The organism is Fluviicola sp., assembly GCF_039596395.1.
Taxonomy (GTDB): domain Bacteria; phylum Bacteroidota; class Bacteroidia; order Flavobacteriales_D; family Crocinitomicaceae; genus Fluviicola.
Window position 1 is genome coordinate 70,412 of the sequence record NZ_JBCNJT010000001.1, and the last position, 25,137, is coordinate 95,548.

19 protein-coding genes and 1 pseudogene are annotated in these 25,137 nt (G+C 44.7%); 15 read left to right on the top strand and 5 right to left on the bottom strand.

Going from position 1 to position 25,137, the window contains the following annotated elements:
• Window positions 1-387: 387 nt before the first annotated feature.
• A complete protein-coding gene (locus tag ABDW02_RS00250) occupies window positions 388-1,227 on the bottom strand; it encodes a hypothetical protein (RefSeq protein ID WP_343630969.1) in 840 nt (279 codons plus the stop codon).
• A 167-nt stretch (window positions 1,228-1,394) separates the two neighbouring features.
• Here ABDW02_RS00250 and dnaB point away from each other — a divergent pair, with 167 nt between their 5' ends.
• The 13 genes from dnaB to ABDW02_RS00315 all read left to right on the top strand — a co-directional run bounded on the left by dnaB (window position 1,395) and on the right by ABDW02_RS00315 (window position 18,477).
• Complete coding sequence (gene dnaB / locus ABDW02_RS00255; RefSeq protein WP_343630971.1) at window positions 1,395-2,969, top strand: replicative DNA helicase; 1,575 nt, start codon at window positions 1,395-1,397, stop codon at window positions 2,967-2,969.
• 80 nt (window positions 2,970-3,049) lie between these two features.
• On the top strand, window positions 3,050-4,303 hold the full coding sequence (locus ABDW02_RS00260) for an asparagine synthetase B (RefSeq protein ID WP_343630973.1): 1,254 nt from the start codon (window positions 3,050-3,052) through the stop codon (window positions 4,301-4,303).
• A 296-nt stretch (window positions 4,304-4,599) separates the two neighbouring features.
• Entirely contained in the window at window positions 4,600-5,643 is a 1,044-nt protein-coding gene (locus ABDW02_RS00265; RefSeq protein WP_343630975.1) for a rhodanese-related sulfurtransferase, read from the top strand.
• 32 nt (window positions 5,644-5,675) lie between these two features.
• Window positions 5,676-6,560, top strand: coding sequence for a prolipoprotein diacylglyceryl transferase (gene lgt, locus ABDW02_RS00270; RefSeq protein ID WP_343630977.1), 885 nt, complete (start codon window positions 5,676-5,678; stop codon window positions 6,558-6,560).
• A gap of 132 nt (window positions 6,561-6,692) precedes the next feature.
• The gene (gene rimO, locus ABDW02_RS00275; protein WP_343630979.1) at window positions 6,693-8,006 is read left to right on the top strand and encodes a 30S ribosomal protein S12 methylthiotransferase RimO; all 1,314 of its coding nucleotides are present in this window, start codon (window positions 6,693-6,695) and stop codon (window positions 8,004-8,006) included.
• Between the two features lie 199 nt (window positions 8,007-8,205).
• Window positions 8,206-8,508 carry a hypothetical protein gene (locus tag ABDW02_RS00280; protein ID WP_343630981.1) on the top strand — a complete coding sequence of 101 codons (303 nt, stop codon included), beginning with the start codon at window positions 8,206-8,208 and terminating at the stop codon, window positions 8,506-8,508.
• 10 nt (window positions 8,509-8,518) lie between these two features.
• Entirely contained in the window at window positions 8,519-10,804 is a 2,286-nt protein-coding gene (locus tag ABDW02_RS00285) for a choice-of-anchor J domain-containing protein (protein WP_343630983.1), read from the top strand.
• Window positions 10,805-11,026: 222 nt separating this feature from the next.
• Entirely contained in the window at window positions 11,027-11,380 is a 354-nt protein-coding gene (locus tag ABDW02_RS00290; RefSeq protein ID WP_343630985.1) for a hypothetical protein, read from the top strand.
• An 11-nt stretch (window positions 11,381-11,391) separates the two neighbouring features.
• Window positions 11,392-13,671 carry a choice-of-anchor J domain-containing protein gene (locus ABDW02_RS00295; protein WP_343630987.1) on the top strand — a complete coding sequence of 760 codons (2,280 nt, stop codon included), beginning with the start codon at window positions 11,392-11,394 and terminating at the stop codon, window positions 13,669-13,671.
• Between the two features lie 240 nt (window positions 13,672-13,911).
• Window positions 13,912-15,165 (top strand): hypothetical protein, encoded by a 1,254-nt coding sequence (locus ABDW02_RS00300; protein WP_343630989.1) that lies wholly within the window; start codon window positions 13,912-13,914, stop codon window positions 15,163-15,165.
• A gap of 79 nt (window positions 15,166-15,244) precedes the next feature.
• Window positions 15,245-16,249, top strand: a complete 1,005-nt coding sequence (locus tag ABDW02_RS00305; RefSeq protein WP_343630991.1) for a hypothetical protein — start codon at window positions 15,245-15,247, stop codon at window positions 16,247-16,249.
• Between the two features lie 147 nt (window positions 16,250-16,396).
• Complete coding sequence (locus ABDW02_RS00310; RefSeq protein ID WP_343630993.1) at window positions 16,397-16,936, top strand: RNA polymerase sigma factor; 540 nt, start codon at window positions 16,397-16,399, stop codon at window positions 16,934-16,936.
• Window positions 16,933-18,477, top strand: a complete 1,545-nt coding sequence (locus ABDW02_RS00315; protein WP_343630995.1) for a hypothetical protein — start codon at window positions 16,933-16,935, stop codon at window positions 18,475-18,477. Before ABDW02_RS00310 ends, ABDW02_RS00315 begins: the two co-directional genes overlap by 4 nt.
• Window positions 18,478-18,542: 65 nt before the next feature.
• Here the strand turns inward: ABDW02_RS00315 and xerD are convergent, their stop codons facing one another.
• Window positions 18,543-19,448: a site-specific tyrosine recombinase XerD gene (xerD, locus tag ABDW02_RS00320; protein ID WP_343630997.1), complete on the bottom strand. Its 906-nt coding sequence runs from the start codon at window positions 19,446-19,448 to the stop codon at window positions 18,543-18,545.
• Window positions 19,449-19,450: 2 nt separating this feature from the next.
• Between xerD and aroQ the strand changes: the two genes are divergently transcribed.
• A complete protein-coding gene (gene aroQ / locus ABDW02_RS00325; protein ID WP_343630999.1) occupies window positions 19,451-19,882 on the top strand; it encodes a type II 3-dehydroquinate dehydratase in 432 nt (143 codons plus the stop codon).
• A gap of 470 nt (window positions 19,883-20,352) precedes the next feature.
• Here the strand turns inward: aroQ and ABDW02_RS00330 are convergent.
• The 3 genes and pseudogenes from ABDW02_RS00330 to ABDW02_RS00340 all read right to left on the bottom strand — a co-directional run.
• Window positions 20,353-20,703: pseudogene (locus ABDW02_RS00330) on the bottom strand (DUF1304 domain-containing protein); the annotation flags it as partial.
• A gap of 12 nt (window positions 20,704-20,715) precedes the next feature.
• Window positions 20,716-21,513, bottom strand: coding sequence for a class I SAM-dependent methyltransferase (locus ABDW02_RS00335; protein WP_343634243.1), 798 nt, complete (start codon window positions 21,511-21,513; stop codon window positions 20,716-20,718).
• Window positions 21,488-22,276 (bottom strand): sterol desaturase family protein, encoded by a 789-nt coding sequence (locus ABDW02_RS00340; RefSeq protein WP_343631001.1) that lies wholly within the window; start codon window positions 22,274-22,276, stop codon window positions 21,488-21,490. The genes ABDW02_RS00335 and ABDW02_RS00340 overlap by 26 nt, the downstream gene beginning before the upstream one ends.
• 299 nt (window positions 22,277-22,575) lie before the next feature.
• On the opposite strand from ABDW02_RS00340, the gene ABDW02_RS00345 reads away from it, so the two are divergent.
• Complete coding sequence (locus tag ABDW02_RS00345; RefSeq protein ID WP_343631003.1) at window positions 22,576-24,945, top strand: T9SS type A sorting domain-containing protein; 2,370 nt, start codon at window positions 22,576-22,578, stop codon at window positions 24,943-24,945.
• Window positions 24,946-25,137: the final 192 nt, after the last annotated feature.

Below are 25,137 nucleotides of genomic sequence, written 5' to 3' on the forward strand. Positions count from 1 at the left end.
TCTGACATTATTGTCGGGGACTTTTTTTGTTTGTTACTGTTCCTTTGAATTTGAAAACCAGAAAATCGGCATTGCTTAATCGCAAAACAACAGACCGTTCGATTTTTCCCTGGTGTTCCCTGGGATCGTACTTTAAATGAATGGTTAATTCAGACTTCGGATCAATGCTGCGTTTATTGAGATCGAATTGCGTGCAGCCACGGATTTTGAAATGTTCACAATGTTGATTTGGTTCCGGGTGGAATTTATAATTGTCAACGGTATGGATTGAATAATTGTGGGATCAATCGTGCCCAAATCCATGTTATTTTTTTTCAGGGAAACAGTTCCTGAATCGGATTGTGAACTGCAGGAAGCCAATAGCAAAAGTAAAACAGGAAGGTCAGTTTATTTTTCATGGAGAAGTTTTTGAATGAGCTCAGAAGTGTTTTTGATATAAGTGCTTTCTGCCTCCTGATTATACCCGTTTAATCTTCTGACAGCCTTTCCGTTTTTAGAGTAAATGATTTCAGTCGGAGCGCCCTGTATTTTAAGCGTTTTGGCCAGGTGATCCAAAGAATCGTGGTAAGGTTCTGTATAATCGAAATAATAATCTTCCCGGAAGATTTCTATCGATTCGTTGAATGAATGTATCTGTATGATTTTGAAAGGGCTGTGCTTGAATTGTTTTGCCAATGCTTTCAATGCGCTTTTCTTATGCCGGCAGGGCAGACAGTTCCGGAAACTGAAATTGACTAAATAAACCGTATCCGGATTGAAATAAGGATGTTGGCCATGGTGCCCGGTTAAAAAATCCCGGTTTTCATTCAAAATGGCTAGTTCACTTTTTTCCTGGTATTGATAGTTCAACTGATTGATGTAGCTGATCTTGATAAAGACCAAATAGAGGAATGAAACAAGAAACAAAGCAGCAGCGGACTTGTAGTGTTTTTTCTTGAAGAGAGCCATTACTACAATGCCAAGCAGGCAGAACGATTCTTGAATGATGTGAAATAAATTCAGGTTAATATCCGAAGGGAGTACAATAAGAAGAACTGATATGAGAACAAAAAAACCAATAAACGGATATTTTGAAAATCGGGTGGAGATCAGGAAAGCAATGAATAAAGCAGGGAAATTAATCATAGAACGCCCTCCTGCAGTGAACCATTGAGCCAATATGAAAGCTACGAATGAAAGCAGGATGGATAGTAAAATCCACCCCGCGATAATGATTTTTTCTTTCATTTAATAGTGCGAATAAATGATTTGGAAAACATAAATGTGTAAAAAATAATCAATATTCACACATGTGAGTAATTAACAATTGCTGATAAGTATTGTTCATTTCCTTTTAACAACTAATTATTAAGCATTACCCTTTTTGCCTGCTTTCGATTCCGTATCTTTGCTCAATGGAAGAACAACAGCCGAACAATTCCCGCAGAGTAGGAGCTCGTACCAAGAACACTATTTTACCGCTTGCCAATGAAATGGGGAAAATACCACCTCAGGCAATTGATGTAGAACAAGCTGTTCTCGGGGCAATGATGCTGGACAAAAACGCTGTAACCGATACCATCGATATGTTGTCGGCAGAAAGTTTTTACGATCCCAAACACACATACATTTACGGAGCAATCCGTGAGTTATTCGGAACTTCCAATCCGATTGACTTGTTGACAGTTGCCGATAAATTAAAACAAAACGGTGAACTGGAAGCAGCAGGTGGGGTGGTTTACCTTTCATCCCTGACACAGCGTGTAGGTTCAGTGGCACACATCGAATACCATGCGCGGATCATTGCCCAGAAATACATTCAGCGTGAAATTATACGCATGTGTTCCGAAACATTGCGGGATGCATACGACGAAACTACCGATGTTTTTGAATTGCTGACCAAAGCAGAAGGAGCCTTATTCGGGATTGCCGAAAACAACATGAAAAAGACGGTTGCCACCATGAATATCGTGGTGAGTGAGGCCATCAAGGAAATTGAACAGGCAGCGAAAAACAGCGACGGACTTTCTGGAGTTCCGACCGGCTTCCGGAAACTGGACGAATTGACTTCCGGGTGGCAGCGTTCGGATATGATCGTAATTGCGGCACGTCCTGCGATGGGAAAAACAGCATTCGTATTGTCCATGGCTCGAAATACAGCCGTTGATTTCAATATGGGAGTAGCGATCTTCTCCCTGGAGATGTCCTCTGTGCAGCTGGTAAAACGTTTGATCTCCGCAGAAAGTATGATTTCAGCAGAGAAATTGAGAAAAGGAAAACTGGAAGAATACGAATTCCAGCAGCTATACAGTCGTGTAACGAAACTGGCGGAAGCGCCGATTTATATTGACGATACGCCCGGTTTGAGCGTCTTCGACCTGCGTGCAAAATGCCGCCGCTTGAAAATGCAGTACGACATCCAGATGGTGATCATTGATTACTTGCAGCTGATGTCTGCCGGAGGTGGAAAAGGAACCGGTAACCGCGAGCAGGAAATTTCAACGATTTCCCGTTCCATCAAGGAAATTGCGAAGGAATTGAACGTTCCGGTCATTGCACTTTCCCAGCTTTCCCGTTCGGTGGAAACCCGAGGTGGAGATAAGAAACCGGTACTTTCCGACTTGCGTGAATCCGGAGCGATCGAGCAGGATGCCGATATCGTAGGATTCCTGTACCGACCGGAATATTACGGAATTACAACCGCTGAAGATGGTTCTTCCAACGAAGGAGTAGGTGAGATCATCATTGCGAAACACCGGAACGGTGCCCTGGAAGATGTGCGGATGCGTTTCGTTGGGAAATATGCGCGTTTCGAAAACATGGAAGATCAGTACAATTCAGGAGGCGGAGATTTCAACCCGACATCCATGAGTGCCGGAATGTCGATGAACCGCGGATTTGATGAAGCGCCGCGAACAATTACTCTGGGAAGTAATATGAACAATGTTCCGGATGAAGATTTCAACGGGCCGGATGAAACACCGTTTTAACAGATTGATTCACAATTTATGTTGGAATTCAGGCGTTATCCCTTTTTTGAATTACATTTAGAGTCTATCACAAGCATACTATGAGATTTTTTCTGGCAATCGCATTTTTGATCGTTGTTAAATCCGCATCAGCTTCTTCTATCCTCGTTCCAATGGATGATAGACAGGCAAACCATTTGAAGGCTTACGGGGTTTCTTTTTGGGTACTTGAAAACGGCGTGGTTATGGAATGGCTGCTAAATTACCGCGGCGGATCTTTCCTGTTTCCGCATTTGAAAACCATCGAAGAAGAATTGATCATTCGCGGAGTGAGCTATGAAATTGTTGCTGACGGACAGGTAAATGCCATCCGGACGGAGATTTCCAACCCGGAAGTGAATATGGAAGTTGTCCAGTTGGAAAAAGCGCCGAAAATTGCGGTTTACACACCTAAGAGCGCTTTGCCCTGGGATGATGCCGTAACAATGGTACTTGATTATGCTGAAATTCCTTACGACAAGATTTACGATTCAGCCATTGTAATGGGAGTTCTCCCGAAATACGACTGGCTGCATTTGCACCACGAAGATTTTACGGGCCAATACGGAAAATTCTATGCTTCCTTTCACCGTGAAGCGTGGTACATCAACCAGGTGGCAGATGCGGAAAGAGATGCTGCAAACCTCGGATTCTCGAAAGTTTCCCAATTGAAGCTGGCCGTTGCCAATAACCTGCGGAATTTCGTGATAGGCGGTGGTTTTTTGTTCACCATGTGTAGCGGGACGGATAGTTTCGATATTGCACTTGCCGCACATGAAACGGATATTTGTGAGCGCATGTTCGACGGAGATCCGCGTGATCCGAATTGCCAGAACGAACTCGATTACAACATGACCTTTGCTTTCAAAGATTTCATTCTGGTGCAGGATCCGATGGTTTATGAGTACTCGAATATCGACGGAACCGAATTGCACCGCTTGCCTCCGAACCAGGATAAATTCACTTTGTTTGACTTTTCTGCGAAATGGGACGTGGTTCCTGCCATGCTGACTCAATGCCATACAGACGTAATTGATGGATTTATGGGACAGACAACCGATTTTCGCCGTGATCTGATCAAGTCGAATGTGTTGGTGATGGGCGAAAACAAAGCTCTGAATACGGCTCGTTATATTCACGGAGAACTGGGGCAGGGAACCTGGACGTTTTATGGCGGCCACGATCCGGAAGATTTCCAGCACAAAGTGGGTGACCCGCCAACTGATTTGAACTTACATCCGAATTCTCCGGGATATCGCTTGATCCTGAATAATATTCTCTTCCCGGCAGCAAAAAAGCAGAAACGGAAAACATAAAATTAAACATGTAGGGGCGAAAATTTTTCGCCCCTACATGTTTTTTATTTCCCCGAAATCCAAAAATCCTTTTCATACGTATGTCTGTTATCTGTAGCGTGGTAACTGCAGATGTGTGTTTTAGGTACGGCCTTTTCCAGGGCCAGATAAATTTAGGGGTTAGGTTTATAATTGAAATCCTGGTTTGCTTCGGCAGATCAGGATTTCGTGTTTTTGAAAAAAGTTTGAAGTCTTACTATCCCGAAGTCCCAAGATCTTAATATCTTTGCAGGACTTTTTACAAAAACAAACATAGCATGCAACTGTGGAACACATTTAGTAAAGAGGAATTAGAGCAAAAATTGCGCGAGGCCGGTCACGAGTTTGTGACGATCTCTTTCTACAAATACGCAAAAATTGCCAATCCTCAAATTTTCAGAGATTACTTATACCAATTATTGGACAACTGCCAGGTATTGGGCCGTATTTACGTAGCTCACGAAGGAATCAATGCCCAGATTTCGGTGCCGACGAACCGGTTGAATGATTTCCGTTCGGAATTATACTCGATCGATTTTCTGGATGGCGTAAGATTAAACATCGCGGTAGAAGAAGAAGGAGCAGAATTCCCTTTCCTGAAACTGAAAGTAAAAGTGCGCAATAAGATCCTGGCGGATGGTTTGAGTGACGAATCCTTCGATGTGACCGATATCGGGAAGCATTTGAAAGCGGAAGAATTCAATGAACTGACGAAAGATCCGAATACGATCCTGATTGATTTCCGGAATCATTACGAACATGAAGTAGGCCATTTCAAAGGAGCAATTCTTCCGGATGTGGATACTTTTCGTGAATCACTGCCGATTATTGAAGATGCTTACCTGAAAGGGAATGAAGATAAAAATATCGTGATGTATTGTACCGGTGGAATCCGCTGTGAGAAAGCTTCTGCCTGGTTTAAGCACCGCGGATTCAAGAATGTGCACCAGCTGGAAGGCGGAATTATCAAGTACGCGAACGAATGCAGGGAAAAAGGCCTTGAAAACCGTTTTATCGGGAAGAACTTCGTGTTTGATGAACGCCGCGGAGAACGCATTACGGATGATATTGTTTCAAACTGTCACCAGTGCGGTAAGCCGGCAGATGTACACGTAAACTGCGCAAACGAAGCCTGTCATTTGTTGTTCATCCAATGCGAGGAATGCAACGCGAAATACGAAAGCTGTTGTACGCCGGAATGCCAGGACATCATTCACCTTCCTTTCGAAGAGCAAAAAGCCTTGAGAAAAGGACAGGATAACAGCAACAAAATATTCAAAAAAGGACGGGCGGAGCACTTATTGCAGAAATTGAATCAATAAAACAGCTAACTTAGGCCAACAAAATCAAACACGTGGAATTAGCAATTGACTGGAAAGTAGAATCACAACTTATTGACGGATGGTCTACTCCTAACTTATACGGATTGTTGTTCGTAGGAGGAATGATCCTGGGATATTACATCATCAAGAGAATGTTTAAATCCGAAGGGATTTCTGAAAAATACCTGGATCGTTTGCTGTTATATGTCGTTCCGGCAACAGTTATCGGTGCGCGATTGGGACACGTGTTGTTTTATGGGCCATACTGGGATACCTTTGATGCGAATGGAAGATTGATCGAAGAAGGATATTTTTCCCATCCGATGTCTATCCTGAGAATCTGGGAAGGCGGTTTGGCCAGTCATGGCGCGGCAATTATGATCTTGATCATGTTGTATGTGTATTCCCGCACAGTTGTTCACCGCCCGATGTTGTGGATTTTGGACCGCATCGTAGCACCGATCGCAATAGCAGGATGTATGATCCGCTTGGGGAACCTGGTAAACCATGAGATAATCGGTACGCCGACAGATTTGCCCTGGGGATTCAAGTTTTACCATGCACCGGAATATTTTGATGCGAATGGAAATCCGGTTCCGCGTCACCCGGCGCAATTGTATGAGTCCCTGACGTATTTATTCTCTTTCATCGTACTGATGAGAATGTACTGGAAAACGAATGCGAAAGCAATTCCGGGCAGACTATTCGGAATGTTCATGATCCTGATCTGGACAGCCCGTTTCGTAATCGAATTTATCAAGGTCGGGCAAACACAGCGCGATGATGTTTGGGCGTTGAACACCGGCCAGCTTTTAAGTATTCCGTTTATTTTGATCGGATTGTATTTAACCTTCCGGAAAGTTCCCCAAAAAGAACAAGCCAGATTTGACAAAGCCGTAGCAAAACCGCTTCCGTAAAAAAAAAATAGATAATTAAAAACCTGTAGGCGCGCGATTGATCACGCGCCTACAGGTTTTATAGCCTTCCGCAAATTGCATTTTAAATATTGAATTACTAGTCGTATCTTTGCGCCCCATTTGGTTGATTTCATGAAAACAAAAACACTTCGTAAGAATAAAGTAAATGTCGTAACACTTGGCTGTGCAAAGAACACCTTTGACTCCGAGGTTATGATGGCTCAGTTGAAAGCCAACAAATTTGAAGTGGAACATGAAGCAACCCAGGATGACTCCGAGATTGTGATCATCAACACTTGCGGTTTCATCGACAATGCAAAACAGGAATCCATTGAAACCATTTTGCGCTATGCAGATGCGAAGAAAGAAGGATTGGTAGACAAAGTATACGTGACCGGTTGTCTTGCTCAGCGCTACAAAGACGATTTGGAGCAGGAAATTCCTGAAGTGGATGCGTTTTTCGGAACGAGAGAGTTGCCGCGATTACTGAAAACATTAAAAGCAGACTACAAGCATGAATTGGTAGGAGAACGTTTATTAACGACGCCTTCCCATTATGCTTATTTCAAAATAGCGGAAGGTTGTGACCGTCCGTGTTCATTCTGTGCGATCCCCTTGATGAGAGGGAAACACGTTTCCACTCCGATAGACCAGTTGGTAAATTCTGCGAAAAGCCTTGCAGCACAAGGAGTGAAGGAGATCTTACTGATCGCGCAGGATTTGACGTATTACGGATTGGATATTTACAAAAAACGCAACCTGGCAGAATTACTGGACCAACTTGCTGCCGTGGAAGGAATTGAGTGGATCCGTTTGCATTATGCTTTCCCGGCAGGTTTCCCGATGGATGTACTGGATGCGATGGTGAAACATCCGAATGTGTGTTTGTACCTGGATATGCCTTTACAGCACGGATCAACCAAAATCCTTCAGTCGATGCGCCGCGGAATTACCCGTGAAAAAACGGAAGCGTTGGTGAACACCATCCGTGAGAAAGTTCCGGGAGTTGCCATCCGCACCACATTGATTGCCGGATATCCCGGAGAAACCGAAGAAGATTTTGAAGAAATGTATGAGTTCGTAGAGCGTATGCGTTTCGACCGGTTGGGAATATTCACTTATTCCCACGAAGAGAATACCCATGCTTATTCCCTGGAAGACGATGTGCCGGATGAGGTAAAACGTCAGCGGGCAGATGAGATCATGGAATTGCAATCCGGGATCAGCTACGAACTGAACCAGGAGAAGATCGGCAAGACCTTTAAAGTATTGTTTGACCGTATCGAAGGAGATTATTTCATCGGCCGCACGGAATTCGATTCCCCGGAAGTAGATAATGAAGTATTGGTGAAAAAATCCGAAGGTTACGTAAGCATCGGTGATTTTGCAATGGTCGAAATTACTTCTGCAGACCATTACGATTTGTACGGAAAGTTTGTACTATAATTTTAGTACATATTAAGATTGTGTTAAATATAAACTCAGCGACCTATTTCGTTAATTAAGAGGCGTAATACAGTCATTTGTCGATAGTGTTTTTTGCAACGGTTTGATTTCTTTGTAGTTTTGCCGGAACATACAAATACTATTACTTATGAAAATAAAGTTACTATTCACGGGACTTTGTTTTTGCTCATTATCTTATATGAGCTACGGACAAACCCAAACTCATGCGTCAAAAGAGCCAACACCACTCGTTGTTTCTTCAAATCCAGGATTAAATGCACAACGTTCCAAACTGGATTCCAAACAAGCTGAGATCAATCAGGCTGTTACTTCTTCCAGGACTCAGATGAGTAAATTGAATGACGAATTCCGCATTTTAAAAGAAGAATATGTGCGATTGCTTCAGGCAGAAATGGATAAAGCCACAGATACGCAATTGAAAGCACAGTTGCAGCAAGAGATTACACGTTATTCCGAAACAACGAATTCACAATCCCGCTAATCACTTATTTATGAAAACACGAATTTTAAAAACAGCTGCTTTGTGCGGCTTATTGGCTTTGGGGTCAGTTTCCAATGCTTATTCCCAGGCTTATACGGAAAATTTTGACAATGTGGCCAACCTGACAACAAATGGTTGGTACCAGCAAAATAACAGTACAACCATTGGTACTAACCCGAACTGGATTCAGGGTGTTGCAACACCGACCGGGCCTTTTGATGCGTACAACGGTGCCGCAACTGCATACATTTGTGCAAACTATAACAGTACGACCGGTGCAAACACAATCAGCAACTGGTTGGTAACTCCAAACAGAACGCTTAGAAACGGAGACGTGTTTACGTTCTATACCAGAAGGCCAACTGCAAACCCAACGGAATATCCGGATCGTTTGGAAGTGCGTTTGAGTACCAACGGTGCAAGTACCAATGTTGGAACAGGATCTGCCGGTTTGGGAGATTTTACAACACTTCTATTGAGTGTGAACCCTTCCCTGGTTACAAACGTTTATCCGGCAGTTTGGACACAATTTACCATTACCATTTCAGGGCTTCCTGCACCGACTTCGGGTCGTATCGCTTTCCGTTATTACGTAACCAACGGAGGGCCTACAGGTACAAATTCTGATTTTGTAGGTATTGATAACGTGGTGTACACACCATATACTTGTCCGGCATTTACAGTTTCCCCGACATCAGTGGCGGGAGGAGTAGCAGGCACGGCTTATTCTCAATCGTTATCTCAGACGGGAGCTTTGGGAACACCGAACTTTGCGGTTACTGCAGGAGCACTTCCTCCGGGATTAACGTTGTCGGCAAGCGGAACAATTTCCGGAACACCTACAGCAACCGGAACATTCAACTTCACGGTTACCGTTAGTGATAACAGCGGATGTTCAGGTTCACAGGCGTATTCCCTTACAACAGTTTGTCCTGCAAATCCGATTACTTTTTCACCGGCCCCGGCCTTGTGTAGTAACAGTTCTGCTTATACATTGGTAGAAGGTTCGCCGGCCGGAGGATCGTATTCCGGAACCGGGGTTTCGGGAGGGACTTTTAGTCCAGCGTCCGGAACGCAAACCGTTACTTACGATTTAACAGATGCTTACGGTTGTGCGCACAGTTCGAATTACACCGTTACGGTAAACAATGCTCCGGCAGTTACTCAAAGCGCTATTGCTGCAGTTTGTGACAACGCGGGAATGGTTGCGTTGACAGGTGGAAGCCCGGCAGGAGGAACATATAGCGGCACCGGAGTAACAGCAGGAAACTTTGATCCGATGGCGGGAACTCAAACCGTTACTTATACTTACACAGATGGAAACGGTTGTACAAACAGTGCATCCGCTATGATTACGGTAAATACAGCTCCGGTAGTTTCTCAAAGTGCAATTTCAGCAGTATGCAGCAATTCCGGGACATTGGCTTTGACAGGCGGAAGCCCGGCGGGAGGAACTTACAGTGGAACAGGAGTTTCCGGATCTGATTTCGATCCTTCGGCAGGAACTCAAACGATCACTTACATGTTTATGGATGCAAACGGATGTATGGACAATGCTTCGACAACCATTACCGTAAATGCAGCTCCAACTGTTACGCAAAGCGCTATTTCGGCGGTGTGCAGCAACGATGGTACAGTCCCATTATCAGGAGGAAGCCCGGCGGGTGGAACTTATAGCGGAACAGGGGTTACAGGTACTAATTTTGATCCTGCAGCAGGAACACAAACAATTACCTATACATTCACGGATGGAAACGGATGTACGGACGATGCTTCAACGACTATTACAGTAAATACTGCTCCGACAGTCGGATTTACATCCCCGGTTTCGAATATGTGTGTGAACCACGCGCCATTGACACTTTCGGGTGGAACACCGGCGGGCGGAACGTATTCCGGAACAGCAGTTACCGGAGGAGTTTTCAATCCTGCAACAGCAGGAGCAGGAAATCACGTGATTACTTATACTTTTACAGATGCTAACGGCTGTGATGGTCAGGCAACTTTTACCATCAATGTAAGCACTTGCCTGGGACTTGCTGAAAACGGGCAGGAATTCGGTTTGGAAGTATATCCGAATCCGACAACCGGTCTATTTACGGCAAGCGTATCCTCCGGAAAAGAGTTCTCGGTTATCAATGTGGTGAATGTTCAGGGGAAAGAAGTTGTATTCGGAGCTTCCAAATCTTCCGCTACAACAACAGCAATTGATTTATCCGGCCAGGTTCCGGGACTTTACTTTGTAAACGGAATAGTTGACGGTCAGCGCTTCATTTTCAGAATTCAAAAGCAATAGTTGAGTTACACGACTAAAAACAGGAAAAGCCGTTCAGAAATGAGCGGCTTTTTTGTTTCCGGGAAATCCCTGGTTCGTCCATCTTTCATCCGGATTTTAAATCTGTAATCGGGCATTCGTAGTTCGTGATTTGCGTAGCAGGGGGAAACCCCTGAATTGCTCCGGCAGCTTTCACTGCGGAAGATAGTTGCCTACTTTTGAGCGAATTAAATACCAAGTACTATGAAAATAAAGTTACTATTCACCGGACTTTGTCTTTGTTCAGCTGTATCATTCAGCTACGGGCAATCTCAAACTCAAGCGTTAAAGGAGTCAACCCCTATTGTTGTTTCATCACACCCTCAATTAAATGCTCAGCGTGTAAAACTGGATTCAAAACAAACTGAGATCAATCAGGCTGCTACATCCTCCAGGGCACACATGAACCAATTGAACGAGGAATTCCGTGTGTTGAAAGAAGAATACCTGGGAATGCTTCGCGTAGAGCTTGAGAAAACTACAGAAACGCAATTGAAAGCTCAGTTGCAGGAAGAAATCACCCGTTACTCACAAGTAGCGAATGCTCAAACACGTTAATCCCTGAACTTATGAAAACACGAATTTTAAAAATAGCTGCATTAAGCGGTTTTCTTACTTTGGGATTGGTTTCGCTATCCCATGCACAATCCTTTTCGGAAAGTTTTAATGACATTACGACCCTTGCAGGAAGCGGATGGGCAACAACCAATGCCAGCGTTGCAGTTGGTTCCACAGGTTGGTTCCAGGGTAATGCGACATCTGCCGGCGGACCGTTTGATTCTTACAACGGTGCTGCAAATGCATACATCGGAGCAAACTATAATAATACAGGGAACGTCGGAACGATCAGCAACTGGTTAATGACTCCGAACCGTACTTTCAGAAACGGTGACGTTCTTACATTCTATACCCGTAAACCTTCCCCGGATAACTATGCAGATCGTTTGGAAGTACGTTTGAGTACCAACGGTGCAAGTACCAGTGTCGGAACAGGATCAGGAGTCGGGGATTACACAACATTATTGTTGAGTATCAATCCGAGCCTTACCCTGGGAGTTTATCCGACAACCTGGACGATGTATACGGTCACTATTTCCGGTTTGCCGGCACCAACTTCCGGTCGTATCGCATTCCGTTATTTCGTTACAAGCGCAGGTCTTTCAGGAACAAACTCGGATTACATCGGGATTGACCAGGTAGACTATACACCGTATGTTTGTCCGGCATTTACAATGACAGCCGGAGGAGCTTTGACAGGTGGATCGGCCGGGAATGCTTATACGAACACATTGACGCAAACGGGAGCGCTTGGAGCACCAAACTTTGCAGTTACTTCGGGTGCCCTTCCTCCGGGATTGACATTGGCTGCAAACGGAACGATTTCCGGAACACCTACGGCAACAGGAACATTTAACTTCACCGCAACAGTAAGTGATGCAAGCGGATGTTCCGGATCACAAGCCTATTCTTTGACCATTGTTTGTCCTGCCAGCCCGATTTCTTTTTCGCCTGCACCGTCATTATGTACGAACGGATCTGCTTATGTCTTAATGGAAGGAAGTCCTGCAGGAGGATCGTATTCCGGAACGGGAGTCAGCGGAGGTCAATTTGATCCTGCAGCCGGAACACAAACCATTACCTATGATTTAACGGATGCTTACGGTTGTGCACACAGTGCAAATTATAACATCACGGTAAATATGGCACCAATCGTTTCCCAGGGACCAATTCCTGCTGCTTGTGATAATGCGGGAATGGTAACCTTGATCAATGGAATCCCGGGTGGCGGAGTTTACAGCGGAACAGGAGTTTCAGGAGGTCAGTTCGATCCTGCAGCCGGAACACAAACCGTAACTTATACTTATACGGACGCAAATGGTTGTTCGAATACTGCTTCAACAGTGGTTACCGTAAATACATCTCCTGCTGTTACACAAAGTGCGATCGATGCGGTGTGTATCAATTCGGGAACTTTGGCTCTTACAGGTGGAAGCCCGGCAGGAGGAACTTACAGTGGAACAGGAGTTAACGGAAGTAACTTTGATCCTACAGCTGAAACGCAAACCGTAACTTATACTTATACAGATGCAAACGGTTGTTCCAACTCTGCGTCCACAACAATCGTTGTCAATGCTGCTCCGATGGTATCTCAAAGCCTTATTTCTCCGGTATGTGCGAATTCCGGAGCTTTGGCTCTTACAGGAGGAAGTCCGGCAGGAGGAATTTACAGCGGAACAGGAGTTACCGGATCTGATTTCGATCCGACAGCAGGAACGCAAACAGTAACTTATACTTACACGGACGCGAACGGATGTATGGATGATGCATCAACAACTATTACCGTAAACCCTGAGCCGGTTGTTACATTTAATTCCCCGGTTTCAAATCTGTGTTTGAATCATGATCCGTTGACACTTTCAGGAGGAATGCCTGCGGGGGGAACATACAGTGGAGCAGGAGTAAGCGGTGGAGTAATGGACCCGGTAACTGCCGGAGCCGGAAATCACGTGATTACTTATTCTTTTACAGATGCTAACGGATGCGACGGTGAAGCAACATTTACGATCAATGTAAGCGGATGTTTGGGACTTGCTGAAAACGGACAGGACTTCGGTTTGAATATCTACCCGAACCCGACAACAGGTAAGTTTACTGCAAGCACAGTTTCAGGATCTGAATGCTCTATTGTAAGCGTGATGGACGTTCAGGGGAAAGAAATTCCGTTCGGATCCTCTGTGTCTGCAGCTGCTTCAGTAGAAGTAGATCTTTCCAGCCAGGTACCTGGAATTTACTTCGTTAAAGGATTGGTAAACGGAGAACATTTTATCTTCCGCGTACAGAAACAATAAGCTGATATATCAATTATTTAATTATCAGTTATTTAGAAAGCTGTCTTGCGATGCAAGGCAGCTTTTTGTCGATAAATAGGATTGTATTCTCGACGAAATTTGGAGTTTGTTTATTGAAATCGGCTAAATACTAATTCATGTGACTAAAAAATTTAGAAGAGGCTAACTTAGCCCTGAAACTTAAACACAATGACATATTCACTACAACTTAAGGCAATTAAGGTTGCCTTGCTACTACTTATGGCTAATTCGGCCGCCCTTGCGCAATCGAGTTATAAAATCTTTACGCCATACAGCTATCTGACGAAGAATTATCTGGCCTCAGCTACCGATAATATCCCGAATCTAGGACAATACGTATTTGATAACCGGTTTGAATTGGTTCTGGAGCAGGAACATGCAGAAAACTACGTGCGGTCAATCTTTGAATCCGCAGGAATTCCGGTGCTAAATGTTACCGGTTCCAAAATCATGGTCCCGTTCAAAGAGAAGGCAGGAGGAAACAATTGTGAAGCTGCTGAATTGTTGTGTTCCAATACTTCCCAGACTGCAAACAGCGGTGGTGCGGGAACACAGGAACTGACAGGTAGTAATCAGGGATGTCTGGGAATTGAGCACCAGTCTTCGTGGTATTACCTGAATGTCCAAACCGGTGGTACACTAACCATGACCATTGCCCCGACCAATGGAGGCGATGATTATGATTTTGCCATTTGGGGACCGTTTACAACTGCTACGGCAGGGGCGAATTGTCCACCTGTATCGGCGCCGATCCGCTGCAGTTATTCGTCTGCAACCGGGAATACCGGACTTATGATTCCCTACACCGGTCAAAGCAGTTCCTTCGGCTGCGGATTTCTGGGATTATTCGCCTGTACAGGTACCATTACTTCTACAAATAACCCGGTAGATAACAGCGAAGGTGCAGGCGGAGACAAATGGGTAGGAAATCTCAACACCACCGCGAACCAGATCTACATTCTGCTGGTCGATAACTTCTCCAATTCCGGACAACCTTACAACCTGTCTTTCGGTGGTACTTCCGTTTTGGGATGTACACCGGTAGTTTTACCTGCGGGGCTTACGGCTTTCAATGTTCAAAAAACATCGCAGGGGAATATCTTAAGCTGGACAACCGAAACAGAAGATCGTTCCAACTTCTTCACGGTAGAATGGACAACCGATCCTGCTTCCGGAAACTGGAAAGAGATCGCGCAGGTACCCGCACAGGGACAGTCCCAGGAAAGTCATGATTATAGCACCTTGCATGCAATTCCGTCACAAACTGAGGTCAATTATTACCGCCTGAACCTGACAGATCTCGATGGTTCCAGGACGACTTATGATGCAAACCTCCTGAGTGCCGATAATGGCGTGGTATCCAAAAAAGTGGAGCGCGTTTTCAATACGATGGGACAGGAGGTCGATGAAAATTGCAAAGGAGTGGTGATCTATTATTACTCCGACGGAACGACGGAACGGGTTTACAGATAAAAGAACGAATTCCGATGAAATAAACCGATTAAAGTCGTTCAGCAATGGACGACTTTTATTTTTTTCTTATTTTGGCGACATGGACATTCAAAACCGACTACTTGAACAGCTAAAAGCAAAATTACCTCCTGAAACTTCGTTGGGTAAGTTACTGATGGACGATTTGGAATTGTCACGGGATTCTGCCTACCGCAGGGCGCGTGGCGAAACAGCTTTGAAACCGGAAGAGATTAACTTACTGTGTCAGAAGTACGACCTGTCTATCGATAAAATTATCGGAGTTTCGGGGAAAAGCGTCACTTTTCAGTATAATCCGATCCAGCGTTCCGAGTTTTCATTTGAGACTTATCTGAACGGAATCATGGACGGTTTTAAACGAATGGTTGCACAACGCACGCAGGAATTGTATATGTCCAATCTCGACCTGATCATTTTCCAGTTGTTGAATTCACCGGCTCTTTTGCGCTTTAAACTGCTCTATTTCGGGAAGTGTTACCTGAAGTTGGGGCAATTGGAAAACGTGAAGTTTCACAAAGGATGGAAAGGAGATATTTCGGATGAACAGTTGCAGCAAATGGCGAATTTCTATATCCGGGTAAAGTCAACGGAAGTCATCGGTTACGATGCCGGAAAAGGATTGATCCGGGAAATCGTTTCATTTTATGAACTGGGTTATTTCGAAACACCGGAAGACGCCCTTTTCCTGATCGACGAAGTAGCTGAATTGGTGGAGCACATTAAGAAACAGGCAGAAATCGGACGAAAGTTCATCAAAGGACAACCCGTTATTACCGAAGCGGATAATTTCCATTTATACCTGCATCAAACCTACATCCAGGACAACACCATTATTTCGGAAACGAATGCATACCGCATGTTGTATATCACCCACAACATGCTGAACTATTTGTTCACGATCGACCAGGATTACGTCAATAAATCATTTGCCGTTTTCCAGTCGATGCTCAAAAGCTGCGTGAAGATCTCCGAAGAAAACCAGCGCCAGCGCAACGCCTACTTTGAAAGTCTCGGTCAGTTTATCTCAAAAGCTCGCATCCGGATCGAGGGAACAGAATTGTTCTAAATTTTTTTTACGTCCGGGCAACCTTTGATTTCGGAAGGAGTAACTAAGTCAGAATGATGAAAAATGAAGGGGGAAGTGTTTTCTATTCGTTTGACCAATTGATTTTGTGAAAGTTGAAAGAGGTGAGGATGTGAGAACCGGTTTGAAGTGTTGACTAAAGAAATAGAGGAACAATTTACGAAGGGCAATCGGAAAGCTTTCGATGCCGTTTATGCTGCATTTTCTGCGGCCATGTTCGCGCTATGTCTGCGGTATACACGCTGCCAGGACGATGCACAGGATGTCTTGCAGGAAGCATTCATCAAGGTGTACAAGAGTTGTGGCCAATATTCAACCGATAAACCGCTTGCGGCCTGGATCAAAACGATCACTATAAACACGGCTTTATCCTACATCAAAAAGAATTACCGGTTTGAATTGCACGAAGACGATGCGTTTTTTGACGAACAGCAGGAAATTCAGTTTGATGCGGAAGACCAGGAACACTTAAAGAACAAATTATTACAGATACTCAATGAATTACCAGACGGTTACCGAACGATTTTCAATCTTTTTGTAATCGAAAATTTAACGCATAAAGAAATTGCAGAATACCTGTCAATTTCCGAAAGTACCAGTAAAACCCAATACTTCAAAGCTAAGAAGATGATTCATAGTTTACTTGAAGCTGCAAACCAAAAAGCATGACAGAGGACGATAACATAAATAAGTTATTCCGGGATGTCTTTGAGAATCTCGAAGTGACGCCTCCTGTTTCTGTGAAAATGGGAGTTGACAAAGAGCTTGGACCGAAGGTGAAATTCCGGTCCATCTTTTGGTGGCTTCCTGTTTTGGTTTTATTACTGACAGGTGTTGCCTTTGCAGTGGTTCATTACGGATCAGCTGCAAAGCAACCCGTTTCCACCACTTTGCAGGCAAATTCCACTTCTTCGGACGATGAAGCGTCTCCGGAAAGTAATGCTTCTGAGAAACTAAATAACTCCTCCGGAACCGAAATCGACTCAGCGAATCTAGAACAGGAATTAACTGAAAACCGATTGGCAAAAAACAGCGGAAAGGTGCAGCCGGATGCAAATCACCGTTCATTGAATGGGGGAAGAAAACAGCAGCACGTTCAATTGAAAAAAGGACGGATGCAGCATGAGAATTCGAAGGAGATTTTCAAGCACTCCGGATTAAATGAGAAACGAAATACAGCGATCGGAAAATCCGGTGCGGTTTCAACTCAAAAAACACCGGTAACTAAACCGAAAATCCGGGCGAAGAGTTCATTCCGGAAAACAAAAAAGAATCCGAAAGAAACCGGAGGGAAATTGGCCACAGCTGCAACCGGTGACGGGAAAACGGTTTCCGGTACTTTGGGTGATGCGACTTCAAGCGATCGGGGAAAAACAGATCCGGCTGCAGGCGGAAGTGAAAAGGCCGGGCCGGCAACAAGTTCAAGCCCCAAAGACAAGGAGTTGAAGGAAAAGGAAAAAGTGGATTCCGTGCAGAAAGCGGATTCGTTAGCGACTATTACTCCTGCAGATTCTTTGCCTGAACCGGATAAACCCAAAGAGAAACCGTCTAAAGATGATTCGAAGGCTAAAAACTGGATGGTCGAATTGCATGGCGGGCCGCGTTTCGGAAGAAAAACATCGAAATCCGACTTTGCCCTGAAAGAAGCAACTTCGTATCAGATCGGTTTGGGCTTTTCACGCAGGTTGAATCTGGGCCCGTTGAATTACGTCACTTTAGACGGTGAATATGGGGCCGGGAAAGAAAGTTACCGTTCGGAAAGTACCACTACTACGGTGAATTTGATTGGAATTGATTCGGTGCCGATTTTGGATTCAACCCAGACAGATACCATCGGTTACACATACACGAATAGTTACGATACGATAAACTCCACGATTGAAAATAATGTGACATCCGTCATTACGCGTTTTGCATTTGGTTTAAGAACCGAATTCAACTTCAATTTGGGAGCAGGCTTCGGATTGGCAGTCATTCCGGGATATTATTACTCCATGAGCAAATTCAAATTCTCCGATGGTACAACAGGTTCGAGCCGCAATTCGCAACTATTACTTGGTTTGGGTGTTTATTACGATTGGAACCGTTTCCGTTTCCGCGTCGGGCTGGATAGCAGGTATGAACTGATGAGTAAAAATCAAAACGCATTCATCGATAAGAGAAAATCGATGCTGTTCTCGCCGCAATTCGGGATTGCAGTGAAGTTTTAATTAGTGGCGACTGAATGCTTGCGTTAAAGCTTCAGCAAAGGCGCAGCGGAGTTGGAGTATCGTCTTTAGTTAATCGTATTCCTCGGATGATAAGTCAAAATTGCATCCCGCAGGAATCGCTGGTCCAAATGCGTATAGATTTCTGTCGTCGTTATGTTTTCGTGTCCGAGCATATCCTGCACTGCCCGTAAATTCGCTCCGCCTTCGATCAGGTGGGTTGCAAACGAATGGCGGAAGGTATGCGGACTAATTGTCTTCTTGATTCCCGCCGCTTCGGCCAATCGCTTGATAATCGTGTAGATCATAATACGAGTTAGTTGTGCACCGCGCCGGTTCAGGAATACAATCGCTTCACTGCCTTTTTTTGCCGGAACATTCTGCCGGTCGTTTTCAGCATAAAAAGTCACTTCTTCGATCACGCTCGGACTCACGGGAACCAATCGTTCCTTGTTTCCTTTCCCGATAATGCGGATAAATCCTTCCTCGAAAAAACAATCTTCAAAACGCAGGGAAACCAATTCGCTCACACGCAATCCGCAGCTGTAAAGTGTTTCCAGGATCGCTTTGTTGCGTTGTCCTTCGTTGGAGCTCATGTCGATAGCCGCAATCATGGCGTCAATTTCTTCAACAGTCAGCACTTCCGGGAGTTTCCGGCCAATTTTAGGGAGTTCCAGATTTTCGGAAGGATCATCTTTCCGGACGTCTTCCTGGAGCAGGAAATCAAAAAATTGTTTCCAGCCGCTGATTATCCGGGCCTGGGAACGCGCGCTCAACCCCATATCATACAATTCGGCAATAAATTGTTTCAGGTGCCCCGTTTGAATGTGCTCGGGGGAAAGTGTGTAAGATTCGCAAAAGTCACGTAACTTAGCAACATCCTGTTGATAGGCGAAAATGGAATTCTCAGCCAGGCTTCGTTCAATTTTCAGGTAATGAACAAATTGTTTAATATAGCGTTCCCAATCTTTCAATGATGCGTATTCTGATTCTCAATGGCCCGAATTTAAATCTTTTAGGAACACGTGAGCCTGAAATTTACGGAAATCGTACATTTTTACATGTTTTGGAAGAGCTCAGGAAACATTTCCCGGGAGAGATCGACTACCTGCAAAGCAATGTTGAAGGTGAATTGATCAATGCACTCCACGAATCCAGCCACGACGGAATTATCCTCAATGCAGGAGGTTACACACATACCAGCGTCGCAATCCGGGATGCCATTTCCGGGATCCAGGTACCGGTCGTTGAAGTACACATCAGCAACCTTGCACAACGCGAAGAATTCCGCCACAATTCATTCATTACCGCCGTTTGTGCAGGTTCCATCATGGGCTTCGGAATGGACGGATACCGTTTGGCGTTGGAATGGTTTAAAGGAAATCTGCGGGGTAAAATCGGGTATTGACACAAAAAAATACAGTAGGTACGCGAAGCCTCGCGTACCTACATTTTTGGTGTCATACCTTTGTTTTCCGTTTCCATGGTGAGCAACCTTCCCAGCCCCAGGGCAATAATCCGGTTGATGCTGTCATTGTTGGTGTGCAACACTTCAAAATTCCTCCAGGTTATGGAGTGTTCGTACACTTTACCGATTCCTTCGATATACCCGTAATTTTGATCATCATCCACACTTGCATAATGTACATTCGTATAAAGTGCCACGCCGATACCTTTACCATTCACATCATCAACAAAACCGATCCCGATCAGGGAATCCCGGTCGTTTCGTTTAAGAATCCCGGTTTTTGATACGGTGTCCATTTCTCCTCTTCCGTCATTGGGCATGTAAAAGTAGGTCAGTCGTTCTTTTAGATGGTCGCGCTCGTCCTCGTATTCCCGGTGTTTTTTCCCATCGTGCATTCCCTGAGAGAATGCCAATAACGCAATTCCGATCAATGCCGGAAGTGCCTGAACAAAAAAGATTTTCTTGTCTGCTGTCAAAGCACCGTATATTCCCGCCACTGCTACACAGATCAGGAAGAATAAGCTCACATTGAACCTCCATTCCGAGTTGCAGATAAAGAGCGACCAGATCAATCCAGCTGCCAGAAAGCCATTGTACAATCCCTGATTAGCTGCCAGTGATTTTGTTTTCGGGAACAACTCTTTATCGAAGTTCTTAAAAGTTTTCGGCCCTTTGGTGGTCCAGGCAAACATTTCGAGCCACATCACATATACGTGAAAAAGAGCCACAATTCCGATTACAATTTTAATAGCGATTTCCATATAATTTTCAGTTTAAAGTGATTTTTTAATTCCTACTATCGAATACATCATCGGGATGAAATTCCCCAGATGTTTGATGCGGTATTTTCCCGGTTCGAACTCATCTGTATGCGCAAAGCAATTGTAGTTGGAAAAGTCGTATTCCTGCAAATCCTGCAAGTGGATTCCGTGTTTCAACAAGCTGGTTATGACTTCGCTCATGGCATGATTCCAGCTCACGGATGTGGTTTTGATCTCAGCGTCCCGGTCGGCATAGGTTCCGCTGGCTGTTTCTACGATCGGTTCGGACTTGAAATAGCGGTAACCGACTTTCTGAAAATCGTCATCGAACATCCAAACCACCGGATGGAACTCTACAAACACAAATTTTCCGCCCGGTTTCAAAAAATGAGTGATCACCGAAGCCCATTTGTCCAGGTCGGGAAGCCAGCCAACTGTTCCGTAGGAAGTGAAAACGATGTCGAATTGTCCTTCCAGGTGTTGCGGAAGATTATACAGATCACAGCACACAAAAGTAGCGTCGGCACCGGTAGAAGCCGCAATTTCCCTTGCTTTGTCAATGGCTTTGTCTGAAATATCCGCGCCGACGGTACTCGCGCCCATGCGTGCCAGTGAAATCGTATCTTGCCCGAAATGACATTGCAGGTGTAAAATGCGTTTTCCCCTTACGTCTCCCAGTAAAGCGAGCTCTGTTTCCTGCAAGGAGTTTTTTCCGGCTAAAAAGGCCGCATGATCATAAAATTCGGACTCCACGTGCGGATCTACCCGCTGGTTCCATTGCTCTTTATTTATTTCCTTGTAATTCTCCATGAATGATTGCTTTTCGGTTCTTGACTTCATCGAATGTTTCGTCGTAATCTGCCCGGAGTGTCCCCATCCAGCGGTCCCAGAACAGAAAGTACAACCCGTAGTTCCCGGTGAAGTGTTTGTGGTGCTGATTGTGTGCTACGGAAGTGTTGACCCATCTTCCGATCCAGGTTTTGTGAAAACGCGCAGGGAATAATTCGAAGCCCAGATGTCCGTAGACATTGATGATAAATTGCCCGAGTAAGAAGAGCACCAAAGCGCTGGAGTGAACGGGGATCGTAAACGCAATAATGGGAATGATCATCGCCTCCAGGATGCTTTCCGAAAAATGGAACGAGTAGGCTGCAAGCGGAGTCGGATTCGTGGATTGATGGTGCACAAAGTGAATGTGACGAAATAATTTCGGATGATGAATGGCCCGGTGCATCCAGTAAAAATAGGTGTCATGGATGACAAACATCACCGGAATAGTAAAAAGGTAATAAGCCAACCCATAAGAATCAACATCCTTGTAAAGATTCGTATACGGCCGCAAAACGATCACGACCAGTAAAAAGATAGTAGCAAAAATGATGGTCGTTTGCATGGAATACAGGACTTCCATCCATACGCGCTTATTCTTCGGAAAAACCAATTGGATCTTTCGCTGGAAAAACTGGTTTCGGAACAACACATAGAAGAGGAGGTAAGCACCTCCGGCAATGATCAGGTAACGCAACGAAATGTAGTATGCGATTTTCGGCCAAAAGCTGTAAAATGTTTCCATGCTGTTTGAATTCAATTAAAGTTCGGAATTTTAGTTTGAACTGGCACCCAAGTTCCGGAATTTCTTTTTTTTGGATCAGTTTTTCTCCAAAAAACAACTTTCCGGACAGTAAAAAATTGATTTTGAAGCAAGTTGTTAAGTAATGATTTATAACTATTTGTGTATCAACTGTCTGCTTGGGCTAAATTTAGCTGTTAATTTATTTTTCAATTGTTAAAAAACAGAATTTTAACAAAGCTAATTGTTTTAATTCAAACAATAGTCGTAATATTCTCCCCAGCTAACATTAAAACGCTATTATGAAGAAGATGAACTATTTAGTGACGGCCATACTGGTCGTAGGAGGTGCGTTGCGTGCTTATTCACAAGAATTTAAAAAAGTAGCCCTTCCAAAGGGAATCTACTCGGAAGCAAAATCATTTGAACGGTTAAATCAGAAAAAAGTGAACAATGCGTTCAAGGGAATGAAAGAGGTTTACGCTTTTGATTTCACAGCTTCCAAGGCGAAATCTGTTTCTCAGCAGATCGAATCTACCGCAAATCTGGCGCTCGAAAAATCCGGGTTTGTGGCGTATTCAAACGCCGTATCCATTTCAAACCTGCTTGCAATCCGGCCGGAAGTACTTTCCGTGCAATTGCCGTATGAAGACCGTGTTTTAAGCCTGGATCTGGTGCAGGTCGATCTGTTTACTGACGAATTTAAAATCGAAACCAGTACACCAGGTTTGGAACAAGGTGTGAATCTGGGGTTGTATTACCAGGGAACTGTTCGCGGTGAAGATGCCGTTGTGGGAGTGAGTTTCTTCCGGGATGAATTTTTTGTGCTGATCAACCGGAATTCTGCGGAGGATGCAACCATTGAGGCAGGTTTGCTTCGCGTTCCGGAAAATACCGATGGCCTTCACGTGATTTATTCGGATGACGACCTGAAAGACAAACCGGTTTATTCCTGCAGTGCCGAATCTCTGGAGCAATATCACGAAGCGGTGGAGCGGCTTTCTTCCCAAAAAGAAGAACTGAACCAGCTGGAAAAAGCGACGTACAAATGTGTGACCTATTTCTGGGAAACGCGCTATAATCTGTACACGGCAAAAGGAAGTACGCAGGCGGTGACAAACCACATCACCAACATCTTTAACAATTTCAAATTGATGTATGAAAATGAGCAGATCGGGTCGAAACTGAACCAGCTTTATATCTGGACAACAGCGGATACTTACAACGATGACCTGAATACATTTTCTGCCAACCGTTCAAATTTCGGGGCGAATATCGCTACGCTATTCTCGAATACCGGCGGTGGCGGAGTAGCCTGGCTGGACCAATTGTGCGGAAGCAACGAATATTATAAACACGGATTTTGCGGCGCTGTCGGTGGAACGGTAAATGCGGTTCCTACCTATAGCTGGGCTGTCAATGTGACAACACATGAGGTTGGGCACAACCTGGGATCACCGCATACACATGCGTGCAGCTGGACGGGAGGAGCCATTGACGGATGTGGCCCGCAAGCAGGTTATTCCGAGGGTTGTACCGGCCCGATTCCTTCAAATGGTGGAACAATTATGAGTTATTGCCACCTGGTAAGTGTCGGGATGAATTTCACACTTGGTTTTGGCCCTCAGCCCGGAAATCTTATCAGAAGCCGCGTGAACAGCTGTATCACTTTGACCTGTGATACCGGTGGTGGCGGACAAACCTGTACGAACGCTTATGAACCGAATGAAACACAGGCTGCTGCAACTGCTTTAACAAGCGGAACGGCTGCTTCGGCTGCCATTGCAACTGCCGGTGATGTGGATTATTTTAAGATCACCACTTCGACAACCACGAACAATGTGTTCAATCTTGCAGGGCCTTCCGGAGTGGATTTCGACCTGGTGATTTACAACAGTGCCGGAACACAAATCGGTTCGAGCGCAGGAGGTACCGCAACAGAATCCGTTACCTTGAACGGACAAGCTGCCGGAACTTATTATGCAAAGGTTTTCGGTTATAACAACGCGTTCAGTACAACTTGTTATACCATGACGGCAACCGCAACGGCAGTAACGAATTGTTCAACGGCTTACGAACCGAATAATTCCTCATCAGCAGCTGCCACGATTCCTTTGGGAACGACCATTTCCGCGGCAATTTCATCGAACACCGACCAGGATTATTATAAAGTAACCACAACTGCTGCAGGAACACACTTGTTTGCCCTGGCAGGACCAAGCGGAGTTGATTTTGACCTGAATGTATACAACAGTTCAGGAACCCTGATCGGATCGGGAACGAGTTCAACAGCAACCGAGAATGTGTCGATCGCAAATCTGGCTGTCGGAACTTACACGGTACGTGTTTTCGGATATAACGGAGCAAACAGCCCGACTTGTTATACCTTGAATGTGGCGAGAACATCTGCTTCTTTCTTCGGGGGAGAAACACCGGAGCCAGGTTATTCGCTTTACCCGAACCCGGTTAAAGACAAATTGTCCGTTGTATCCTCCGACCCGGATGAAGTAATGAAAGTAGAAGTGATGGATATGAGTGGAAAAGTGCTTTCAGTGACTGAACTAAGAAGCAATGGAACCATTGATGTTTCAGCGATCAGTCCGGGAGTATATTTCATAAAGATTACTTCTGCAATTACAGAAGTAGCACCGATCAAGTTTGTGAAAGAGTAACACCTATGATTTGATTTAAGGAAGGGAGGCATCCGCGATGGATGACCTCCCTTCCTTATGTCCTTTAATTTGAAAATTTTCAGAAAACACTCCGAAGGGAATAGCAGTGATATCAATCATTTCAGCACTTTGTATACTCTCTGCATGGTATACAGCTCTTTTTTTACACTCAATAAGGTATTGATTCCAGCG